Below are 17,017 nucleotides of genomic sequence, written 5' to 3' on the forward strand. Positions count from 1 at the left end.
TACTACTACAATTTTCAACGACCGCACCAAGCGCTAGATGATCGAACGCCAGCGGAGGCTGTTAACTAGACAGTGCCTTTTGCCGTATTATATAGACCCACAGTGCAATTTGCGATGTTAATGTATTATGTATCAGAAATATAGTTATTGAGTAATAACATCTATGTAATTTATGATATGGCGGGACACTATCTTGTTCACGAACTCATTCAGCACCGACAAGGGTAGCGGCGGGTGACTGGTCCGGCTCAGTCGTCTGTCCGTGGATCCCACGTATCTGAACGTCTCCGTAGTCCGGTGTTCGACGGTCGCAGTCTCAGCTACAGGTGGTCGAGGATCTGATTGGCAGCGGTGTCCGGGCTGTTCGTCTCGCTGTCGCTCTCCTGTCTGTCCCCGTTGTCCCACGTGGTCTCGGGACGGCTCTGCAGGATGAAGAACTGCTTCGTCTCACCCCGCTCTTCGATGGCCCACTCGATGTCCTGCGGTTCGTCGTAGTGCTGCTCGATCGTCTTCGCCAAGTCGGTTAATTTGATCAGTTCATCGGCCGTCACAGACGGGACATCGCGTTTGTCGTCGTCGATGTCGACTTCCTCGGTGCCGGCATCCGTGGGGACTGTCATCACGTCTTTGTCCGGAACGTTCCGATCGACGATCTTGTAAACCGGCTTATCTACGAGGAAGCTGTCCGGGGTGACGATTCCGCTCACGACCGCCTCGCCCAGCCCCCAGTTCGATTCGATCCGGACTTTCGACTGATCGCCGTTCGAGGGGTTGACCGTGAACATCACGCCGGACGATCGAGCCGCCACCATTTTCTGGATCCCGACGCTGATGAGCACGTCATCGCGGTCGAATCCGTGTTTCTCACGGTAGGTGATCGCCCGCGAAGTGAACAGACTCGCCATGCACTCTTTCGTCCGCTGCGTGACTGTCTCGAAATCAGTCACGTTGAGGTAGGTGTCCTGCTGCCCGGCGAAACTCGCATCGGGCAGGTCCTCGGCTGTCGCCGACGACCGGACGGCGACCTGCAAGTCGTCCGTCTGCGTCTCCGCTTGGAGGCGCTCCCACGACGACCGTAGCTCCTCGGCGAGGAACGGGGGGAGTGGTGCGCTTTCGATACGATCGCGGATGTCGCGGCTTGCGGCCGCGACAGCGTCCTCGTCGTCGATATCCACGTCGGCGATGCGGTCACTGATGAACGCATCGAGCGACTGCTCCTCGAGGAAGGCCTCATAGAAGTCCGTGGTGACGGCGAACCCGGGTGGGACTTGGACGTCGTCACCGGCCGCCATCAGCTCGCCGAGCGACGCGTTCTTCCCACCCACAAGCCCGATATTGTCTTTCGAACACGCTTCGGACGCGAAATTCAGGGTGTATAACGGATCAGTCATGTTGTCTTCTTGTCTACGTGGATTACTTATGGCTTTCACTCTGCTTTTTCGAGGATCTCGACGGTCCCCTCGTTACCGTTTACGCGGATTCGATCGCCGGTCTCGACGCGAGACGTCGCCGTCCCGACGCCGGTGACGGCCGGCAACCCGTACTCACGGCAGACGATGGCGGTGTGACTCGTTGCGCCGCCGTTATCCGTGACTGCCCCCGCGACCTTCGAGAACACGGGTGTCCAGTCCGGATTCGTGAGCGGCGAGACGAGTATCTCGTCCCGCTCTACGTCGCTCAGATCGCTCCCCGATTTGACGACTCGCGCCTTTCCTTCCGCCGTTCCGGACGAGGACGCGAAGCCGCTCATACCGTCGTCTGCTCCCTCTTGGGACGAACCGAGCCAATTCTGGACGGTCTCCGTCGTGATGCCCCAGAGCATGATCACCATCGGGTCCGTGACCTCCTCGGGCGGCTCGCCGATCGCCGGTGGGGGCGTCCACTCTTCGGCCGCATCGAGGATGCGTTTTCGTTCGGCGGCCTCCTCTCGCCAGTAGTGCGGCGTGTGCGCGCCCTTCCCCTGAGACCACACGCGGGCGAGATCCGCGAGGAGTTCCGGAACTTCGTTTCGACCGAACAGCGTGATGTCACCGGGCTCATCGAGGAGCCCGTGAGTGACGAGGAGTTCGCCGAACTCGTCGAGCTTTCGGAATATCGCGGTGTGAAGCCAGTTCTCGATCCAGAACTGGTGGTCCTCGGCGTGGTTGTACACTGTCAACACCAGTTGGTGCGCCTTGTCGAACCGATCGCGCTCGGCGTCGCTGAGGTAGTTCCGGTACTCGTCGACGATCTCCTCGCGCTCTCGCTGCAGCGCCTCGATATCACGCCGGATCTCTCTCCCGTCTTGAAGCGCGGTCACCTTCTCATAGAGGTGTTCGAACGGCTGTTCGAGCGTATCGAGCCACGATCCGTCCGCGCTGTGATACCCCCTGCTGACCGTGATGTGGAACCACGGGTCCTTCGCTTCCTCGAAGGCCTCGAGGAACTCGCGACCCGCTTGTGTCTCCTCGAGGCGGGCCGTCTTCTCGTCCGGTGTCGCCTCTGCGGTGAGGATTTCCGTAACGTCCTCACCCAGTTCCACCGCTTGATGTGCGAGATCGTTTAAGACCTTGTCAGCGACGAACAGATCCGTTTCGAGACCGGTAACCATCTTTCCGATGGCGTCATCGCTGATGTCCGGGAAGAGTTCGTCGCACGTCTGCTTGAACGAGAGGTACGCTAAGTACACCAGGTTGAGGTACTCGAAGTGCCGCTGCCACCCCCGAAGGGTCAGCTCCTGTAACCGATTGTAATTGCTCTGAATATTCACTGACTCGGGATAGAGCCCCTCCGCCTCGAAGACGACCTCCTCGGGGGCGTACTCGGGAAGCTGATCCGGGACCTCGATATCGCGGATCTCCTCGCCGATCTCTTTGACGGCGGGGAGCCACTCGTCCTCGTAGAGCTCCTCGAAGTTCTGATAGATGTACTCGCTCCGGTCGGCGAACACCGACTCGCGCTCCTCGAGGAGATCCGGGTCCGTACACGGCACCGGGGAGGCGTACGAGTACCCCGCGATGATCCTCAGATCGATTCCCATCGCCGGTGGAACGGCGAATACGCGACTCTGCGCTTGTGACAGTTGCATCACGATCGATTCGACGCAAAGTGTGATATCCCACGGGCGGAGGGGTTTCGGGCTGTCCTTCTGGTCCCAAAACCAGAATCGGTCCTTCTCTACGTCCGTCCGCTCCGGGGACTCCCCGAACCGAAAGTATCGGGGATACATCTCTTCCCAACCCTCACACGCTTCGGGCACCTCGACCTCGTCTGGCCACGGAAACCGATCCACCGGATCTGAATTGCCGTAATCTGTCATGGGCCTCTATAACACCCTATGGTATGGGATCTCTCTGGCCTATATTATATCTTTGGATTCATAACGAACAATTACTCCTCCCCACGAGCGCCGCGATACATCGATGCGGCAGACGCACGCGCTAGGCGGTCTCTCGAAGGGCGCGGTCTACATACTCGCTAGAATCGGAGACGTGCGGTGCATACTGATGGCCCTCACTGTATACCGGTAATATCCCACCCCGTTACGGCCGTCACCGAGACGAGACGGGACCAGTCCGTATCAGTGATCGTGCGGTCCGTGCGGGGTCTCCAAGAATTCCGAAAAGAGATCGGTGTCATACGCCGTGAGCTCAGCGAGCATCGCCGGATGTAACCGGAGTTCGGTTCGTTTCACCGGGGCGCGGACAACGAGCGCGTCCCCCGTCGGTGTCGTCGCCTTCGAGACTACGACGTCCGCGTACTCGTTACTCACCTCGACGGATTCGACAGCCGATCGTGCGTCGTCGCTCGTATCCCGCCCGGGTGGGAGATCACAGCCTAGCTGGTCCGCCAAGTCCGCCGCCGTTTGCCAGGAGAGGCTTTCGAGACCGAGTGCGTCGACTCGGATCTGTCGCGGGGACCCCTCCACGGACCCCGATTCGATCTCGAGGAGTTGCCCTCGGGGGGTCAATAGCTTCCGGACGGTCGCCGAGTCGGATCCCGCGGTCACGTCGAACTCCGCTGCGATCGTCGTTCGGGGACTCATAGGAAGACCGAAATTTTGTCGATCGGCGGGACGGCGTGATCGAGGAACACGTGCCGCTTTGCGATCGTGAACGTCTCCCCGTCGGGACGGAGAACGTCCTCTCTGCGGCCCGCGAGGAACGTGTGCGATGCCGAGTCTCCCTGCCCGTAATACAGGAGCAGGTAACTCTCCGCCTCGACAGTGCCGTCGTCCCTCTCGCTGGCGCGCACGTTTGTCACGAAACGGCGCGTCCGGGAGGGCGGCCGTTCGGACCAAGCGTATTCCGACTCGAACCGTTGGACCCGCGCTTGTAGCGAGCCGTAGTCCTCGTCGAAATAATACGACGAGCGGCTGAAACTGTCGTTCACGTGTTCCCGTGTGATTCGCAGCGGCGCCTTATACTCGACGTCTTCCGCGAGCAGAGCGAGCCACTCCTTCTGGTCGCGCTGATCCAGAAGCGACGCCTCATCGTAGAGGAACTGTTCGACGCGTCGCTCCAAGAGGAGCTGCTCCAGTTCTGACTCGCGGGTCGTATTCGTCGCCATACTACGCACCGTCCTCCGTCCGATCACACTCACCCGATGAGTCGCACTCGCCCGCCTGTTGGCAACCCCTCGACAGGTCACTCGCGTCGCGAGGCGTTGAGAGGTGCTCGAACCACTGATCGTGGAACTTCTGCATCCCCACCTCTTCTAAGTTGATCGCGTAGACGGTTCCCGGGCCGGGCCACTCCTCGTCGTAGGCGACTTCGCTCATCTCTTCTGTACCCATCTGATAGTTGAGTTCCAGTCCGTGCTGCTTCGCGAACGTCGAGTCGGCGACGTCGGTGATCCCGTTCCAGATGGCGATATCGTCCTGTTCGAAGTTCCCAGAGGGGCCGAAGTTGGACATATACACCTTGTATATCCGCTCTTTGACCTCCTCAGAGGCCCGCTTCGGGGCGAACGCCCAACTCCATATCTCGGTTTTGTTCGGACCGAGCGGTCGCCATTTCCGGAGACCGAGGAAGCCGGTAACGTCCTTGTTCGGATCGTCGGTGATGTCGCCGAAGTTCAGAAACGCCAGGTTCGGGAACACGCTCCCCGTGAACGAGAGCGCCTCCTTGGCGGCCTCGTACTGCTCGGCCGTCACGTTGTCCGGATTGAACAGCTCCACGATCTCGTCGGGATACGTCATGAACACGTCTTCACCCTCGACCATTCGAGTACTGGTCGTATGGCCGTCGCAGTGGACGTGTCGGTCCTTCGTCTCGCCGGCGCCGGCGACCCCTACGGTGTCGCTCCCGCCGAGTCCGAGCTGCTTGATCGAGTGGTGAGCAAAGCCGGTGTGATAGCTGTCGCCGGCGAAGTTGTCCGCTCCCGTCTTCCAGTTCGTCTCCACTACCCAGCGGTGCGGTTCACCGATAACTTCCATCCCGCCGTCGGGGAGCTTGAACTGGATGTCGAGGTACCACGTGAACTCACCTAAGTGCTCTTCGAGACTCTCACCGGAATCCGAAAGCGAGGCGAACACCAGCCCCGCGTAGCTGTCCACACGGGGCGCACTGTGGAGGCCGTGTTCCTCCAGCGCTAAGTTCTTGAACGCGATCTCCTTTTGCGGCACCCCCACGAGCTCTCCGGTGTTCTTGAACGTCCACCCGTGGTACGGACAGCGGAAGTGAGAGGTGTTCCCCTGCTCAGCGCGGCACAGTTTCGCACCGCGGTGGCGGCAGCTGTCGAAGAGGACCTGAATTTCGCCGTTCTTGTCCCGGACGAAGATGAACGGATCACCCGCGATGTAGCGGCGGGCGTAGTCTCCCTCTTCGGGTATCTCGGACTCGTGACCGACGAAGATCCACTCGCGGCCGAACAGCCGGTCGAGTTCCAGTTGGTGGACCGTCTCGCTGTTGAACGTCTGCAGCGGAAGTTTCCCCTCACCGAGCGATGATTCGATCTCGGCGAGGAGATCGGCGTGGTCGTCCGATGAAGGTTCCTCTGCGGTGACTTTGCTCTCGGTTGATGACATTCACTCTCAATATCTCGACTCCCATTATTTAATGATTGTGGTGGTGGGGGACACACTTCGAACGCTTCTCTCGAATCAGCCCCCCCTTCCGTTTCTCAGCGGAGCGTTCTGTCGACCGACATTCGGACGTTCTTGACCTTGGTGTAGTGGTGTAACGCCGCTGTCGCGTACTCCGAACCGATCCCGCTCTGTTTGTACGCGGGGAACGGCACCTGCGGAATCGGCGAGGCGTAGTTATTCACGGTGACTGTTCCTGCTTCGAGGTGGTCAGCGATGCGGTTCGCCCTGTCGAGATCGCTCGTCCAAACGCCCGCGTACAAGCCGTACTCCGTGTCGTTCGCTCGTTCGACGACTTCCCGCTCGGAATCGAACCGATAGACGGTCAGGACGGGGCCGAATATCTCTTCACAGGATACTGCCGCGTCGTCGGGAACGTCTTCGATCACGGTCGGTTCGTAGAAGTTCCCCTCCTCGAAGGGGATACGGCCACCCGCGGAGATAGATCCTCCCGCCTCACGTGCAGAATCGACGTACGACGCGACTTCCGACTGCGCCGAGGGCGAGATGAGCGCTGACACGTCGGTCTCGTTCGGATCTCTCTGTACGTTCATCGCTTCGACCCGAGACACCACCCGATCGATAAACTCGTCGTAAATCCCGTCCGCGACGAAGAGACGAGTCCCGGCGTAACAGCTCTGCCCGGCGTTGTTGAACAGTTTGACTGCCCCCTCCGCGGCCGCCTCCTGATCCGCGTCGGCGAACACGATGTTCGGGCTCTTCCCGCCGAGTTCGAGGTTCAACGGAATCAGCCGATCTGACACCGACTCCCGGATGTGGAGACCCACCGCTTTCGATCCCGTGAAGGTCAGCTCACTGATTCTATCGTTCGTGACTAACGCTTCGCCGGCCGTTGATCCCCGCCCGGAGACGATGTTCAGCACGCCGTCGGGCAGTCCGGCATCGCTGGCTGCGCGTCCCAGTTCGTGAACGGCCATCGGCGCCAACTGCGCGGGCTTGGCAACGACGGTATTTCCGCACGCCAGCGCGGGAGCGATGCTCCTCGAGCCCAAGAGCAGCGGCGAGTTCCACGGGATGATGTGCCCGGTCACACCGAGGGGTTCTCGCCGCGTGTAGTCGAACTCCTCGTGTGAAAGGGGAACCGTTTCGCCGGTAATGCGGTGGGTCAACCCCGCGTAGTACTCGAAGTACTCTGCCGCGTACTCGACGCTTCGCGCTGAGTCCGACAGCGAACGTCCGGTCTCTTCGGTGTGGCGCTCCGCGATCTCCGTCTTGCGTGCTCGGAGTTCGTCAGCGACGTCCCGGAGGTGGTGTCCTCGAGTGACCGGGTCGACTGTCCGCCACTCCTCGAAGGCCGAATCGGCCGCTGCGACCGCGGACGCGACGTCCGATTCATCCGCGAGTGCGATACTGGCTACTGGCTGATTCGACGATGGGTCACGCACCGTCGCCGTCTCCGAGCGCGACAGCGTCTCCCCATCGACGAGTAAATCGTACTCTCTCATCGGCTGATAGGCGTTCGAGCGCTTCTGATATAAAAGTTCAGCTATCGCGCGGTAGTCGAGAGACCGATAGCGTCACTCGGTCGCCTCACTCCTGTGTGATGACGCTTCGGACGCCGTTCCCGTCGGATATCCTCTCGAACGCGGTGTCCAGTTGGTCGAGCGAGTACGTCTGGCTGACGAGTTCGCCCAGGGGGAGTCGACCGGACGCCGCGAGCTTCGCGAACCGGGGAATGTCCGTCGAGGGACGGAGCGATCCGCCGACGTTCCCGACGATCCGCTTTCCGGCGGTGAACGCCCCGGGCGGTATCTCGAAGTGATCGGCCGAGCTCGTCGCCGTGGAGACGACCGTTCCGCCGGGACGGACCGCGTCGATTGCCTGGGCAACCACGTCCGGACGGCTGGTACACTCGAACGCGTACGCGACTCCGCCGCCTGTGACGTCCCGAATCGCGTCTACGGGGTCGATCTCGCGGGAGTTGACCGTGTGCGTGGCCCCTAAATCCCCGATGAACGACAGCTTCTCGTCGACGACATCGACAGCGACGATGGGGTCGGCCCCGGAGAGCTTCGCCCCGAGAACCGCGCTTGACCCGACGCCTCCGCAGCCGAATACCGCGACCGGTTCGCCGGCCGAGACGCCGGCTGTGTTCGTCACCGCCCCGAGTCCGGTCGTCGCGCCGCAGCCGAGGAGCGACGCCTCTGGGAACGGGAGTCCGTCGGGTATCTTCACGGCGGTCTGTTCGGCGACGACGCAGTGGGTCGCGAACGACGACTGTCCGTAGAAGTGGTTCACCGCCTCGCCGTCGCGGGAGAGCCGTCGAGTGCCATCCAACAACGTCCCCTGCTTGACGACGGATCGGCGCTCACAGAGGTGGGGATCACCCCGTTCACAGAACGCGCACTCCCGGCAGAACGGGAGCACCCAAAGCACGACACGATCGCCCACAGAGAGCGACGAGACGTCGTCGCCGACGGCGTCGACGACGCCGGCCCCCTCGTGTCCCAACACGATGGGGTGGGGCGCCTCCGAAGTCCCCACGTACCGATGGTGGTCGGTGTGACAGACGCCCGTCGCCCGGACGTCGACACGGATTTCACCCGCCTTCGGTTCGGCGAGTTCGAGTGTTTCGATCGAGAGATTCCGTGGCTCCTCTAAGACTGCCGCAGTGATGCGTGTCATGTGTAACGTTTCGACCTCTCTGAGAGGTTTTCCCGGTGACCACTAAAGTGTGTGGTATAGTAGCGTTCGCACGTCTTCGCGCACGCGACCGCACGCCGTCGTGCGATCGGATGCGCAATCAGTTGCGAACGCCACCGTATCTTGGGCCGCGTTCATCGTTCTCTCACCTGCGCCGCGCACATCGTCTCTGTCGGTCTGCTTAGGTTTCAGTGACAATTTCGCCCGCTTCCAGCCACACTCCGAGCGCATTCGGAAGCGACGTCTGCCGGATCTTTCTGACGACGTCGTCGATCGGATACGAAACCCGGTGGAGCGTACAGGTAGCGGTCGCCAACTCAACCACCGCGTAGGCGGCACGGGGGTCTCCGTCGCGTGGCTGTCCCACACTTCCCGGATTGACGAGGAGTCGGTCCCCGAAGGACTCGGCGTGCTGAACGTGTGTATGCCCGTGGACGAGAACCGATTCGCCGTCGAACAGGTGGATCCCGTACTCCTCGGGGTAGAGTCGACCGTCTTGGTCACCGGGCTTGCCGTGGACCAGCTTGGCGGTACCGCCCTCGAGAGACAACTCCGCCGGAAGGGCCGCGAGGTACTCCATCTCCTCGGGACCGAGTCGGTCGTGGGTCCAGACGCCCGCCGCTCGCGCGAGTTCGCTCGGTCGGATCTCGGCGTCACCGCCGCGTTCGGGTTCCGATGCCGTTCCCATCGCGTCGATGTCCGTGCTGATCTTCCGATCGTGGTTCCCCTGGATACTGATGATTTCCTCGTCGGCGAAGGTCTCTAAGACTCGGTGCGGAAACGGGTTGTACCCCACCGCGTCTCCGCAGTGATAGATCTGATCCACGTCCGGCATATCGGCGAGGACCGCCTCGAGGGCCGGCTGATTTCCGTGTACGTCGCTTATCAGTCCAACGTCCATATCGATTACTCCACGTTGGAGTATTTAAATTTTCCAAATCCGCGAGCGCGTTCCACCGCCGCTCGGAAGCAAACGGCTGTTCCGTCGGTCGCCACCTGCAGCTCCCAATGCTTCGACTCAACCGGAAGATCTGGATAATGTTTCCAAATTGCCGGAACACAGTGTTATAATTTACCGGGGGATAATGAACGACTATGGCAAACGAACGGGAGGGTTCCGGTACGATCGGAACGTTAGCGAAAGGCCTTCAGATCATCGAGGTCATCGAAGAGGAGCAATCAGCGACTCTCACGGAAGTGGCAGACAGGATGGGAATCGCCAGAAGCACGGTCCACGATCACCTCACAACGCTGGTGGAGCTCGAATACCTGATCAAGAACGACGGCGTGTATCGGCTCGGTTTAAAGTTCGCGAGGCTCGGAACGAACGCCACAGCGACCGTTCCGCTGTCGGACACGATCACACCGTATTTAGAGCGATTGGCTGCCGAGACCGGAGAAACGGTGTGGTTTCTCGTCGAGGAACGCGGTAAAGCCATATACCTCGGACACGCGGAAGGCGAGCAGGGCATCAAGACCGAACACTTCATCGGTGGCCGGTCGCCCCTGCACTGTCACGCGGGTGGAAAGGCGATTCTCGCGCGGCTGTCCGAAGACCGCGTCACCGACATCATCGAGACACACGGCCTTCCGGAAATAACGGAACACACGATCACCTCCCGGGACGCCCTCCTCGAAGAGTTAGAGCGTATCCGCGAACAGGGATACGCCCAAAACTACAGCGAGCAGATCGAAGCGACGAGATCCGTCAGCGCGGCGATCGTCGTCGACGACGAAGTTCTCGGCGCGATCAGCGTCGGCGGGCCCGCACACCGCCTCCGAGGGGAACGGTTCGAGGACGAACTGCCGAATCAGGTTATGAGCACCGTGAACGAGATCCGGCTCAACCACCTGTATTCGTAGACAGGAGTCCACAGACGCTATCCCGTTACATCCGTAATTTTGTAATGGTCTCTTTGTCCACCGACGCCCGCTGGTCTCGGTCAGAGTTCGTCTCGGGGGATGTTTCAGTAGCGAGGTTCAACTAGGATCAAAAGTGGCACGGAGCATTTTCTGAGTGATATACGAAAGTCTAGTTCCGCTGGTTGTACCGACCAGATTGGGTTAGATTTGTCGTGCAGGGAAACGCCGCACCGATAATATATCATCACCTAAAATTATTCTAATATTTAGTATATAGATCTAATCTTTATTTTTGATATGATTGAGGCATTGAGCCCATTTGGCTGGCATAAATTCATTCGCGGGACCGATCTATATACCTCAACCAGACGAAGTCAGAATAATGCTGCGATTGAAGAGACAGTGACCCAACGTAACGATTCGGCGGATTCTGATTCAAACAAATTTCCCTATACAGACCTCAAAAACGGTTCGAAAACGAGTTTCACCATACATCTTATTCTGAATTGTGAGAGGAACATCGTCAATGATGGAGTATTTTCGTTGGCGGTGCCCTGACGCACACGCTGCTTGCACTTGGTGAGATATCTATTTCAGATCTGAACAATATAGAACACCAATATAAGTACATTATATCTTATGCTAGAATATATTTATCAAATACACTAATGACGGTGAAAACAGAAACTACTGATTAGTGATTCAGAACGTTCTCCTTTACCCAGAATCAGCTTCTCAGAAGAACGTGTGTCTGTTCCGCGCCCATTTGTGTAGGGGCCGCGAGAGGGCAATATTCGAGTGAACGAAAATCACACCCGCCTTCTCGTTGATCGAGCTTTCGGCAGTACCTCTCTAGGAATTCCAACTGCACCCTATAGTACCGTTCTGGCCGTACGGCCAGAAATAGCGGTAGGGATGAAAAACGCCGTCACCCAGCGGATCTGGTCTGACAGGTTCGCTTCGAACGATACCGAGCTGCACACACCGACTAGGGTTGTTCGTATCGGACACGGCTTCGTCCGTGTCCATTCTCCAGTCTCATCAATCACCTGCGACGTGTGATTCTCCAATCCCCTACTGAATCTCCGGTTCTCTCACTTGGATCATAGTATTAACATCACGCATAGGTTCCGATGAACTCAGCGAGATGGGCATTGAATTCATCCGCCTGCTCCCACTGTGGCCAGTGTGCTGCCTGTTCGTAGACGTGGATTTCAGATTCCTTGAGGAGGCTGTCGTTGACGTACCTCATCGTATCGGCCGGCGTACCGGGATTGTGATCGGTGTGAATAATCAAAGTCGGTACGTCAATACGCTTGAAATCATCGTCTCCGATACGTCCGAACTCGGATGTCGATTCGTAAATCGTCGGCATTTCAGCTTTCACATCTTCGCGCTGATAGAGTCGGTAGCGAATGTCAACGAGTTCCTGCGGCGGTTCATCGTGAAAGAGCCACTCCACTCGCCGTTCGACGAGGTCCCGTGGGTAATTATGTTCAATCATCTCTTTTGTTCGGTCCATAAGATCCTGATTTTCGGCATCCATCTGCGTGATCTGCTCGTCCGATAGCGCGCGTCGATGCAGGTCCTTTGTGAGCCCCGCCGTCGTATTCAGACAGATCGTTTCGAGGTGATCAGAGCGGTTGACTGCCATCCAACTCGTGATCCAGCCTCCGAGCGATTCGCCCGACAGATGTACGGAATCATAGTCGAGATGATCGATGAACGCTTCGACGTGGTTCGCGTAATCTTCCAGCCTATAAGACCCCGGCTTGCTAGTAAACCCGTGGCCGAGCAGATCAATCGCGTAGACGGCCCGATCTTCGAGTGTCGTTGCGAGCGTGAGCACGTTCTTCAGATACGCCTCGGCGTGGCCGCCAATGCCGTGTAAGAGCACGAGCGGAGGTTCGGAACCACTCCCCGCGTGCAAGCACCGTGTTCGATACGTCCCGTCGTCGAAATACGAGATTTCTCCACCAAGCATGTCAACCCATGCGCTGGTCGTTTCAGGCATACGTTGACGGATTACTGCGGTACCACATTAAACCTGCTGGAGGGAACCGTTGCGGATACAGACACCGATATGGACCACTCGGATCGCCAAAAACCGATATTGGGTTAGGATGATTGTTAGCAGGTAACGTCCTCAACTGAACAGCCGCAGTCCTCGCCCAGCAGCTGGTCAGCCCATCAAGTGCTTCGAATTACTCCGGCGGTGCGGCCTGTCCCTCTTCCGGATCGTAGGTGACTTCTTTTCCCCACCAAAAAAGGCCATCCTGCATCTCATCGGGGTACCACGTGACCGGCTCCCAGTTCGGGTCAAGGATAGAGTATCCCCCGGCGAAAAGCTCGATCTGGTGTCCAGAGGGTTCGAGGTGGTACAGGTAGTGGGCCTGTGAGACGCCGTGTTTGCCCGGTCCGCCCGTCAACTGTACCTGCTGGTCGCGCAGAACGTCGGCCGATCGGTAGAGGTCACCCTGCGAGGGCAGATAGTACGCGAGGTGGTTGAGCTGTCGTTCGGGCGCTTTGACGAACGCGATTTCGTGCACCAGCGGTGAGACACTGATCCAAGTCGCGATCTTTCCGTCGTCCTCGTCCACAATCTCCTCACGGAGGGAGAAGTCGAGGACATCTTCACACCACGCTGTGGCTTCCTCGACGTTCGGAACGAAGAAATTGATATGGTCGATCCGACGGGCTTCTGCTCCACGATCAACGCGCTTCTGAGGCTGATTCTTTAATCCACTTTTTTCCTCGTCGTCTATCTCGACGCGGTCTATCTCGTGAAAGAGTTCGAACTCGAATCCCGCTGGCGAATCGAACCGGATCGATCGGCCGTGGTGAGGTTCGGACCCTTCCGAACGCCACTCGATCTCGTACCCCGAGTCTTCGATACGTGACGCATACTCATCGAGGTCGTCGTCAGTCTCCGTTTGCAGTGCGACGTGACCAATGCCAGGTGCTTCCGACTCAGTGAGGATCAGCGTGTACGCTTCCCAGTCCCCCCACGCCCGCATATAGATGCGACCGTCCTCTCTGAACTCTTCTTCCAGACCCAGTACGTCGTGAAAGTGATCACGGGAAGCCTCAAGGTCGGGACATAGCAGTTCCACATGGCCTAGTGTTGCAACAGCCATAGGTACCGATCTATACCAATTATACTTTAAGGTTTGGTTCGGCCAACCATAATCGGAACGCCAATGTGGATTTCACACCGCTGACGCTATCTGTCGATGCCGTAGATGGTAGTGCTGACGACGTTTTCGATTCCAGTGACACCGTTGGCGTTCAACACGATAATCCAGTCGTTGCTTACTCAGTTGGTGATGGCTGCAGAACTCGCTGGGCGATTTCAGGTGCGAACAGCGCCTCATTCGGTTTTTCGAGTCGTGCAACCCGCGAAAACGCGTCAGAGACGATCGGATCCGTGTGTGCAGTTTGGATGAGCTCTCCGAGATACCAATTGATGACATCCAAATCGTGTGTTTCCGCGCCGTCCGATGTGGTATCGAGGAATGATTTGATGCTCGCAAGGAACCACGGAACAGGAACCCTTTGAGGCTTATCGCCCTCTGTTTGGGGGAAGGTAAAGTCAGAGCAGACGGCAAGGAACCACGGAATATCGATGATTTCTCCGATCGAATCGAAGAACCGTGGGGCGAGGTTTTCCTGACCGCCGTCAGCCAGCGTGTGGTGCAGTTGAAGCGCTTCAAGCGCGGCTACCGACATCCCCTGGCCGTAAATTGGATTGAAACTGGTAATTGCGTTCCCGATGACCAGCAAGTCCTCGGGGAACTCATCGAGGTGTTCGTACCGACGTCGCTGACTGAACGGGAATGGGTACTTGGTGATCTCGTCAGTCGTCCACGACTGCTCTCTGAGGAGATCTGCGATATCGGGGCCCGGTAATGAGTCGGCAAATTCGACGAATCCGTCTCGGGTCGTCGGTGGGTGATCTTCGAACATCCCGATGAGAGTGACAACCCATTGATTGTCCTCTATCGGTACAGCAGTCGCTGTCCGGTGACCGTTGGGCATACCTGGTGACGGAGCGTACAGGAACGCTCGACGGTCGTCTGGCGGCCGTTCGATCGTCACACTACAGTATGCTAGATCTTGGTGGACCTTCTCGACCGGTGGTCTGGTATAGCCGTGGCGTTCGAGCCAGTCGGGCGTGTGGGAACGGCGGCCAGTCGCGTCTACGACGAGATCAGACCTGAGTTCGATACGGCCCTCATCTTCGTAGGCGACACCATCAACTGATTCCCCGTCGTCGCTCGATAGATATTCTACGACATGACAACCGTCGCGGATGGTCACGCCGTCGGTGTCGGCGACGTGGTTTCGGACTGTGTTCTCGAACAGGGGGCGGGACGCCGTGTACGATGGCAGGCGACGATCCCCGTTTGCGAGGTAGTCGCCGATTTGGTAACGATGCAAGTCGGTCGATTCGTCGATCAACACCCCTCCGGACGAGATCAGGTCGTCACAGAACCCCGGCAAAAGGTCGGCAATCGTCGACCGGCCGCCCTCAAGCAACACGTGCACGTGGTCGCCCTGTGGTACACCACGTCGAACTTCAAGTGTGTCCGAAAGTGTATCGCGCTCGAGTAGCGTTACCTCCTCGTAGTAATCGGCGAGCACTCGAGCAGTAACCAGTCCTGCCATACTCCCGCCGATCACGATCGCGTGTTGGTCGATTATATCGGTCTGTTCACTGTTGTACCGCGGAACAGTCTCTAGGGTCATTGGCTTCCTCGTCCAACACGGTGCGAGTCAAAGTATAAATAAGTACTGTTTATGATGGTGATAGATTATGATGGACCGTAAGTGGCTGTGAGATATAGTCCCACACGGCTGATTTTGCACTGCACGTAATCTCCTTAGCCTTAGACAGTTGAATAGATGAAATAACAAATGTACAGATGTTACAAACATTGCGTCTGGACTAAAGAGGGTATCAGGTCGACTGATATTCCCCCATCTGTCAGGGGGCACCCAAATCCATCAAAAGGAAATCATCGCCGCTGATCGGCTGATTTACGAACCGCGTAAGTGTGGTGGTGGCGACCTATAGTTTGTCGGCTACGATGGACCGGAATAATTATAATTATGGTTGTTAACTACTGGCGTATGAGACGGGACGAACGGATCGACAAAATCGACGAACTGGTTTCGTCGAAGCACGATCTCCTTTCGCACCTCAGAGATCAGTCCGTGTCGACGCAGGCCCAGTTAAGCGAATCACTCGGAGTGACAGTGGCAACGATTTCACGGAACCTCTCGGACCTCGAAGAGCACGGGTTGGTAGATCGCTCAGATGGGCAGTATTCGCTTACGACGTTCGGCGAGCGCGTGCTCAAGCGCAATATCCAATATCGGGCGGATTTGGCGGAGGTCTGTACGTTTGAGACGGTCCGCTCAATCTTTGACGAAGCAATCGACTACCACGCGCCAATACTCTCCGATTGTGAAGTCGTGTTCTCCGACCAGAAGGCACCGGATGCGGGACTGAACGCCATCCGAACCGAAGTCCAAGAGGCGATCACGGTACGTGCAGTATTCGATAGCCTTCTCACCAGCTATTTCAGTGTCTACTTTCACAGTTCGACGGCGCCAAAGACGGAGATCACGTACGTAGTTCCTGAGGATCTCTCAGATTCACTTCGGTTGAATTATCGGGATATGATTGAAGAGGTGTCCGAAACGCAACCGATCGAACTCCTGCTTACGCCAAACCCAGTCGAGTATTCGATTACTGTAACTGAACAACGTACTGGCGAGAAACAAACTTGGATTATTGCTCACAGCGGGTCGGGCGTCGAAGCCCTCGTTCGAAATGACGCGCCAGAAGCCGTCGAGTGGGCCGAATCAAAAATAGAGGAATACATTGGCACGGCTTCCGAATTGGACATCTGAGATTACGGTCCGACTCAAGCGTCTCGTGAACTGGATGTCAATCGAGAAGATCATCACGACATAAACTATAGTAGCGTTTGCAACTGCTTGCGCATTCGATCGCACGCCGTCGTGCGATCAGATGAGCGAAGACGTGCAAACGCTACTATAACTCGTTCGATTCTGCGCGTTCTACCGGCTGGATGAGATGATACCATCAAGCGGTGAGGAGAGGACTATGGTCGATCACTAGAGACCGGAGAATGTGTCGTGAGCGCCTTTATGGCAACTCCGTAGCTCTCCTACGAATGATTCTCACATCTGTACACCTGTTATGAAGGAGCGGGCTACATCTCGAGGCCTGTGTTGTGTCTCTACTGGTCCGGGGGATGGGAAAATATGAGAATACTTTCATTAAGATTCGGATTTGCACGAAATGCAAGGGTTGGCGGAGAGAAGTGGTAGTTTCCTGACCGTCGTGTCGATCTACAGTACACTCACACTCCTTTCACGTCTTTCACCAGATGA

The 17,017-nt window shown here is 57.7% G+C and carries 13 protein-coding genes; 2 read left to right on the plus strand and 11 right to left on the minus strand.

The annotated features are described in order from the left end of the window. Nucleotides 1-320: 320 nt before the first annotated feature. The 8 genes from ACT3HL_RS05430 to ACT3HL_RS05465 all read right to left on the minus strand — a co-directional run bounded on the left by ACT3HL_RS05430 (nucleotide 321) and on the right by ACT3HL_RS05465 (nucleotide 9,629). On the minus strand, nucleotides 321-1,391 hold the full coding sequence (locus tag ACT3HL_RS05430) for a PEP/pyruvate-binding domain-containing protein (protein ID WP_445085795.1): 1,071 nt from the start codon (nucleotides 1,389-1,391) through the stop codon (nucleotides 321-323). 35 nt (nucleotides 1,392-1,426) lie between these two features. Further along, entirely contained in the window at nucleotides 1,427-3,298 is a 1,872-nt protein-coding gene (locus tag ACT3HL_RS05435; protein WP_445085796.1) for a PEP-utilizing enzyme, read from the minus strand. 261 nt (nucleotides 3,299-3,559) lie between these two features. After that, on the minus strand, nucleotides 3,560-4,024 hold the full coding sequence (locus ACT3HL_RS05440) for a hypothetical protein (RefSeq protein ID WP_445085797.1): 465 nt from the start codon (nucleotides 4,022-4,024) through the stop codon (nucleotides 3,560-3,562). Beyond that, nucleotides 4,021-4,548: a 3-phenylpropionate/cinnamic acid dioxygenase subunit beta gene (locus ACT3HL_RS05445; RefSeq protein WP_445085798.1), complete on the minus strand. Its 528-nt coding sequence runs from the start codon at nucleotides 4,546-4,548 to the stop codon at nucleotides 4,021-4,023. The genes ACT3HL_RS05440 and ACT3HL_RS05445 overlap by 4 nt, the downstream gene beginning before the upstream one ends. 1 nt (nucleotide 4,549) lies before the next feature. Next, nucleotides 4,550-6,007, minus strand: coding sequence for a Rieske 2Fe-2S domain-containing protein (locus ACT3HL_RS05450; protein WP_445085799.1), 1,458 nt, complete (start codon nucleotides 6,005-6,007; stop codon nucleotides 4,550-4,552). Nucleotides 6,008-6,102: 95 nt separating this feature from the next. Beyond that, nucleotides 6,103-7,530, minus strand: coding sequence for an aldehyde dehydrogenase family protein (locus tag ACT3HL_RS05455; protein WP_445085800.1), 1,428 nt, complete (start codon nucleotides 7,528-7,530; stop codon nucleotides 6,103-6,105). Between the two features lie 85 nt (nucleotides 7,531-7,615). After that, complete coding sequence (locus tag ACT3HL_RS05460) at nucleotides 7,616-8,710, minus strand: alcohol dehydrogenase catalytic domain-containing protein (RefSeq protein ID WP_445085801.1); 1,095 nt, start codon at nucleotides 8,708-8,710, stop codon at nucleotides 7,616-7,618. Between the two features lie 199 nt (nucleotides 8,711-8,909). Beyond that, nucleotides 8,910-9,629 carry a metallophosphoesterase family protein gene (locus tag ACT3HL_RS05465; RefSeq protein WP_445085802.1) on the minus strand — a complete coding sequence of 240 codons (720 nt, stop codon included), beginning with the start codon at nucleotides 9,627-9,629 and terminating at the stop codon, nucleotides 8,910-8,912. A gap of 194 nt (nucleotides 9,630-9,823) precedes the next feature. Between ACT3HL_RS05465 and ACT3HL_RS05470 the strand changes: the two genes are divergently transcribed. Continuing rightward, nucleotides 9,824-10,591, plus strand: a complete 768-nt coding sequence (locus ACT3HL_RS05470) for an IclR family transcriptional regulator domain-containing protein (protein WP_445085803.1) — start codon at nucleotides 9,824-9,826, stop codon at nucleotides 10,589-10,591. A 1,117-nt stretch (nucleotides 10,592-11,708) separates the two neighbouring features. On the opposite strand, the gene ACT3HL_RS05475 is transcribed toward ACT3HL_RS05470, so the two are convergent. The 3 genes from ACT3HL_RS05475 to ACT3HL_RS05485 form a co-directional block, all read right to left on the minus strand. Beyond that, nucleotides 11,709-12,605 carry an alpha/beta fold hydrolase gene (locus ACT3HL_RS05475; protein ID WP_445085804.1) on the minus strand — a complete coding sequence of 299 codons (897 nt, stop codon included), beginning with the start codon at nucleotides 12,603-12,605 and terminating at the stop codon, nucleotides 11,709-11,711. 190 nt (nucleotides 12,606-12,795) lie between these two features. Continuing rightward, entirely contained in the window at nucleotides 12,796-13,728 is a 933-nt protein-coding gene (locus ACT3HL_RS05480; protein ID WP_445085805.1) for a VOC family protein, read from the minus strand. Between the two features lie 175 nt (nucleotides 13,729-13,903). Next, entirely contained in the window at nucleotides 13,904-15,340 is a 1,437-nt protein-coding gene (locus ACT3HL_RS05485) for an FAD-dependent oxidoreductase (protein ID WP_445085806.1), read from the minus strand. Nucleotides 15,341-15,724: 384 nt separating this feature from the next. Here ACT3HL_RS05485 and ACT3HL_RS05490 point away from each other — a divergent pair, with 384 nt between their 5' ends. Next, entirely contained in the window at nucleotides 15,725-16,510 is a 786-nt protein-coding gene (locus tag ACT3HL_RS05490; RefSeq protein ID WP_445085807.1) for a transcriptional regulator FilR1 domain-containing protein, read from the plus strand. Nucleotides 16,511-17,017: the final 507 nt, after the last annotated feature.

Source organism: Halobellus sp. GM3 (assembly GCF_052545375.1).

Bases quoted from the DNA above. Each gene is read 5' to 3' on its own strand.
- ACT3HL_RS05430 (WP_445085795.1), bottom strand. From the start codon at position 1,391: ATGACTGATCCGTTATACACCCTGAATTTCGCGTCCGAAGCGTGTTCG.
- ACT3HL_RS05435 (WP_445085796.1), bottom strand. From the start codon at position 3,298: ATGACAGATTACGGCAATTCAGATCCGGTGGATCGGTTTCCGTGGCCA.
- ACT3HL_RS05440 (WP_445085797.1), bottom strand. From the start codon at position 4,024: ATGAGTCCCCGAACGACGATCGCAGCGGAGTTCGACGTGACCGCGGGA.
- ACT3HL_RS05445 (WP_445085798.1), bottom strand. From the start codon at position 4,548: ATGGCGACGAATACGACCCGCGAGTCAGAACTGGAGCAGCTCCTCTTG.
- ACT3HL_RS05450 (WP_445085799.1), bottom strand. From the start codon at position 6,007: ATGTCATCAACCGAGAGCAAAGTCACCGCAGAGGAACCTTCATCGGAC.
- ACT3HL_RS05455 (WP_445085800.1), bottom strand. From the start codon at position 7,530: ATGAGAGAGTACGATTTACTCGTCGATGGGGAGACGCTGTCGCGCTCG.
- ACT3HL_RS05460 (WP_445085801.1), bottom strand. From the start codon at position 8,710: ATGACACGCATCACTGCGGCAGTCTTAGAGGAGCCACGGAATCTCTCG.
- ACT3HL_RS05465 (WP_445085802.1), bottom strand. From the start codon at position 9,629: ATGGACGTTGGACTGATAAGCGACGTACACGGAAATCAGCCGGCCCTC.
- ACT3HL_RS05470 (WP_445085803.1), top strand. From the start codon at position 9,824: ATGGCAAACGAACGGGAGGGTTCCGGTACGATCGGAACGTTAGCGAAA.
- ACT3HL_RS05475 (WP_445085804.1), bottom strand. From the start codon at position 12,605: ATGCCTGAAACGACCAGCGCATGGGTTGACATGCTTGGTGGAGAAATC.
- ACT3HL_RS05480 (WP_445085805.1), bottom strand. From the start codon at position 13,728: ATGGCTGTTGCAACACTAGGCCATGTGGAACTGCTATGTCCCGACCTT.
- ACT3HL_RS05485 (WP_445085806.1), bottom strand. From the start codon at position 15,340: ATGACCCTAGAGACTGTTCCGCGGTACAACAGTGAACAGACCGATATA.
- ACT3HL_RS05490 (WP_445085807.1), top strand. From the start codon at position 15,725: ATGAGACGGGACGAACGGATCGACAAAATCGACGAACTGGTTTCGTCG.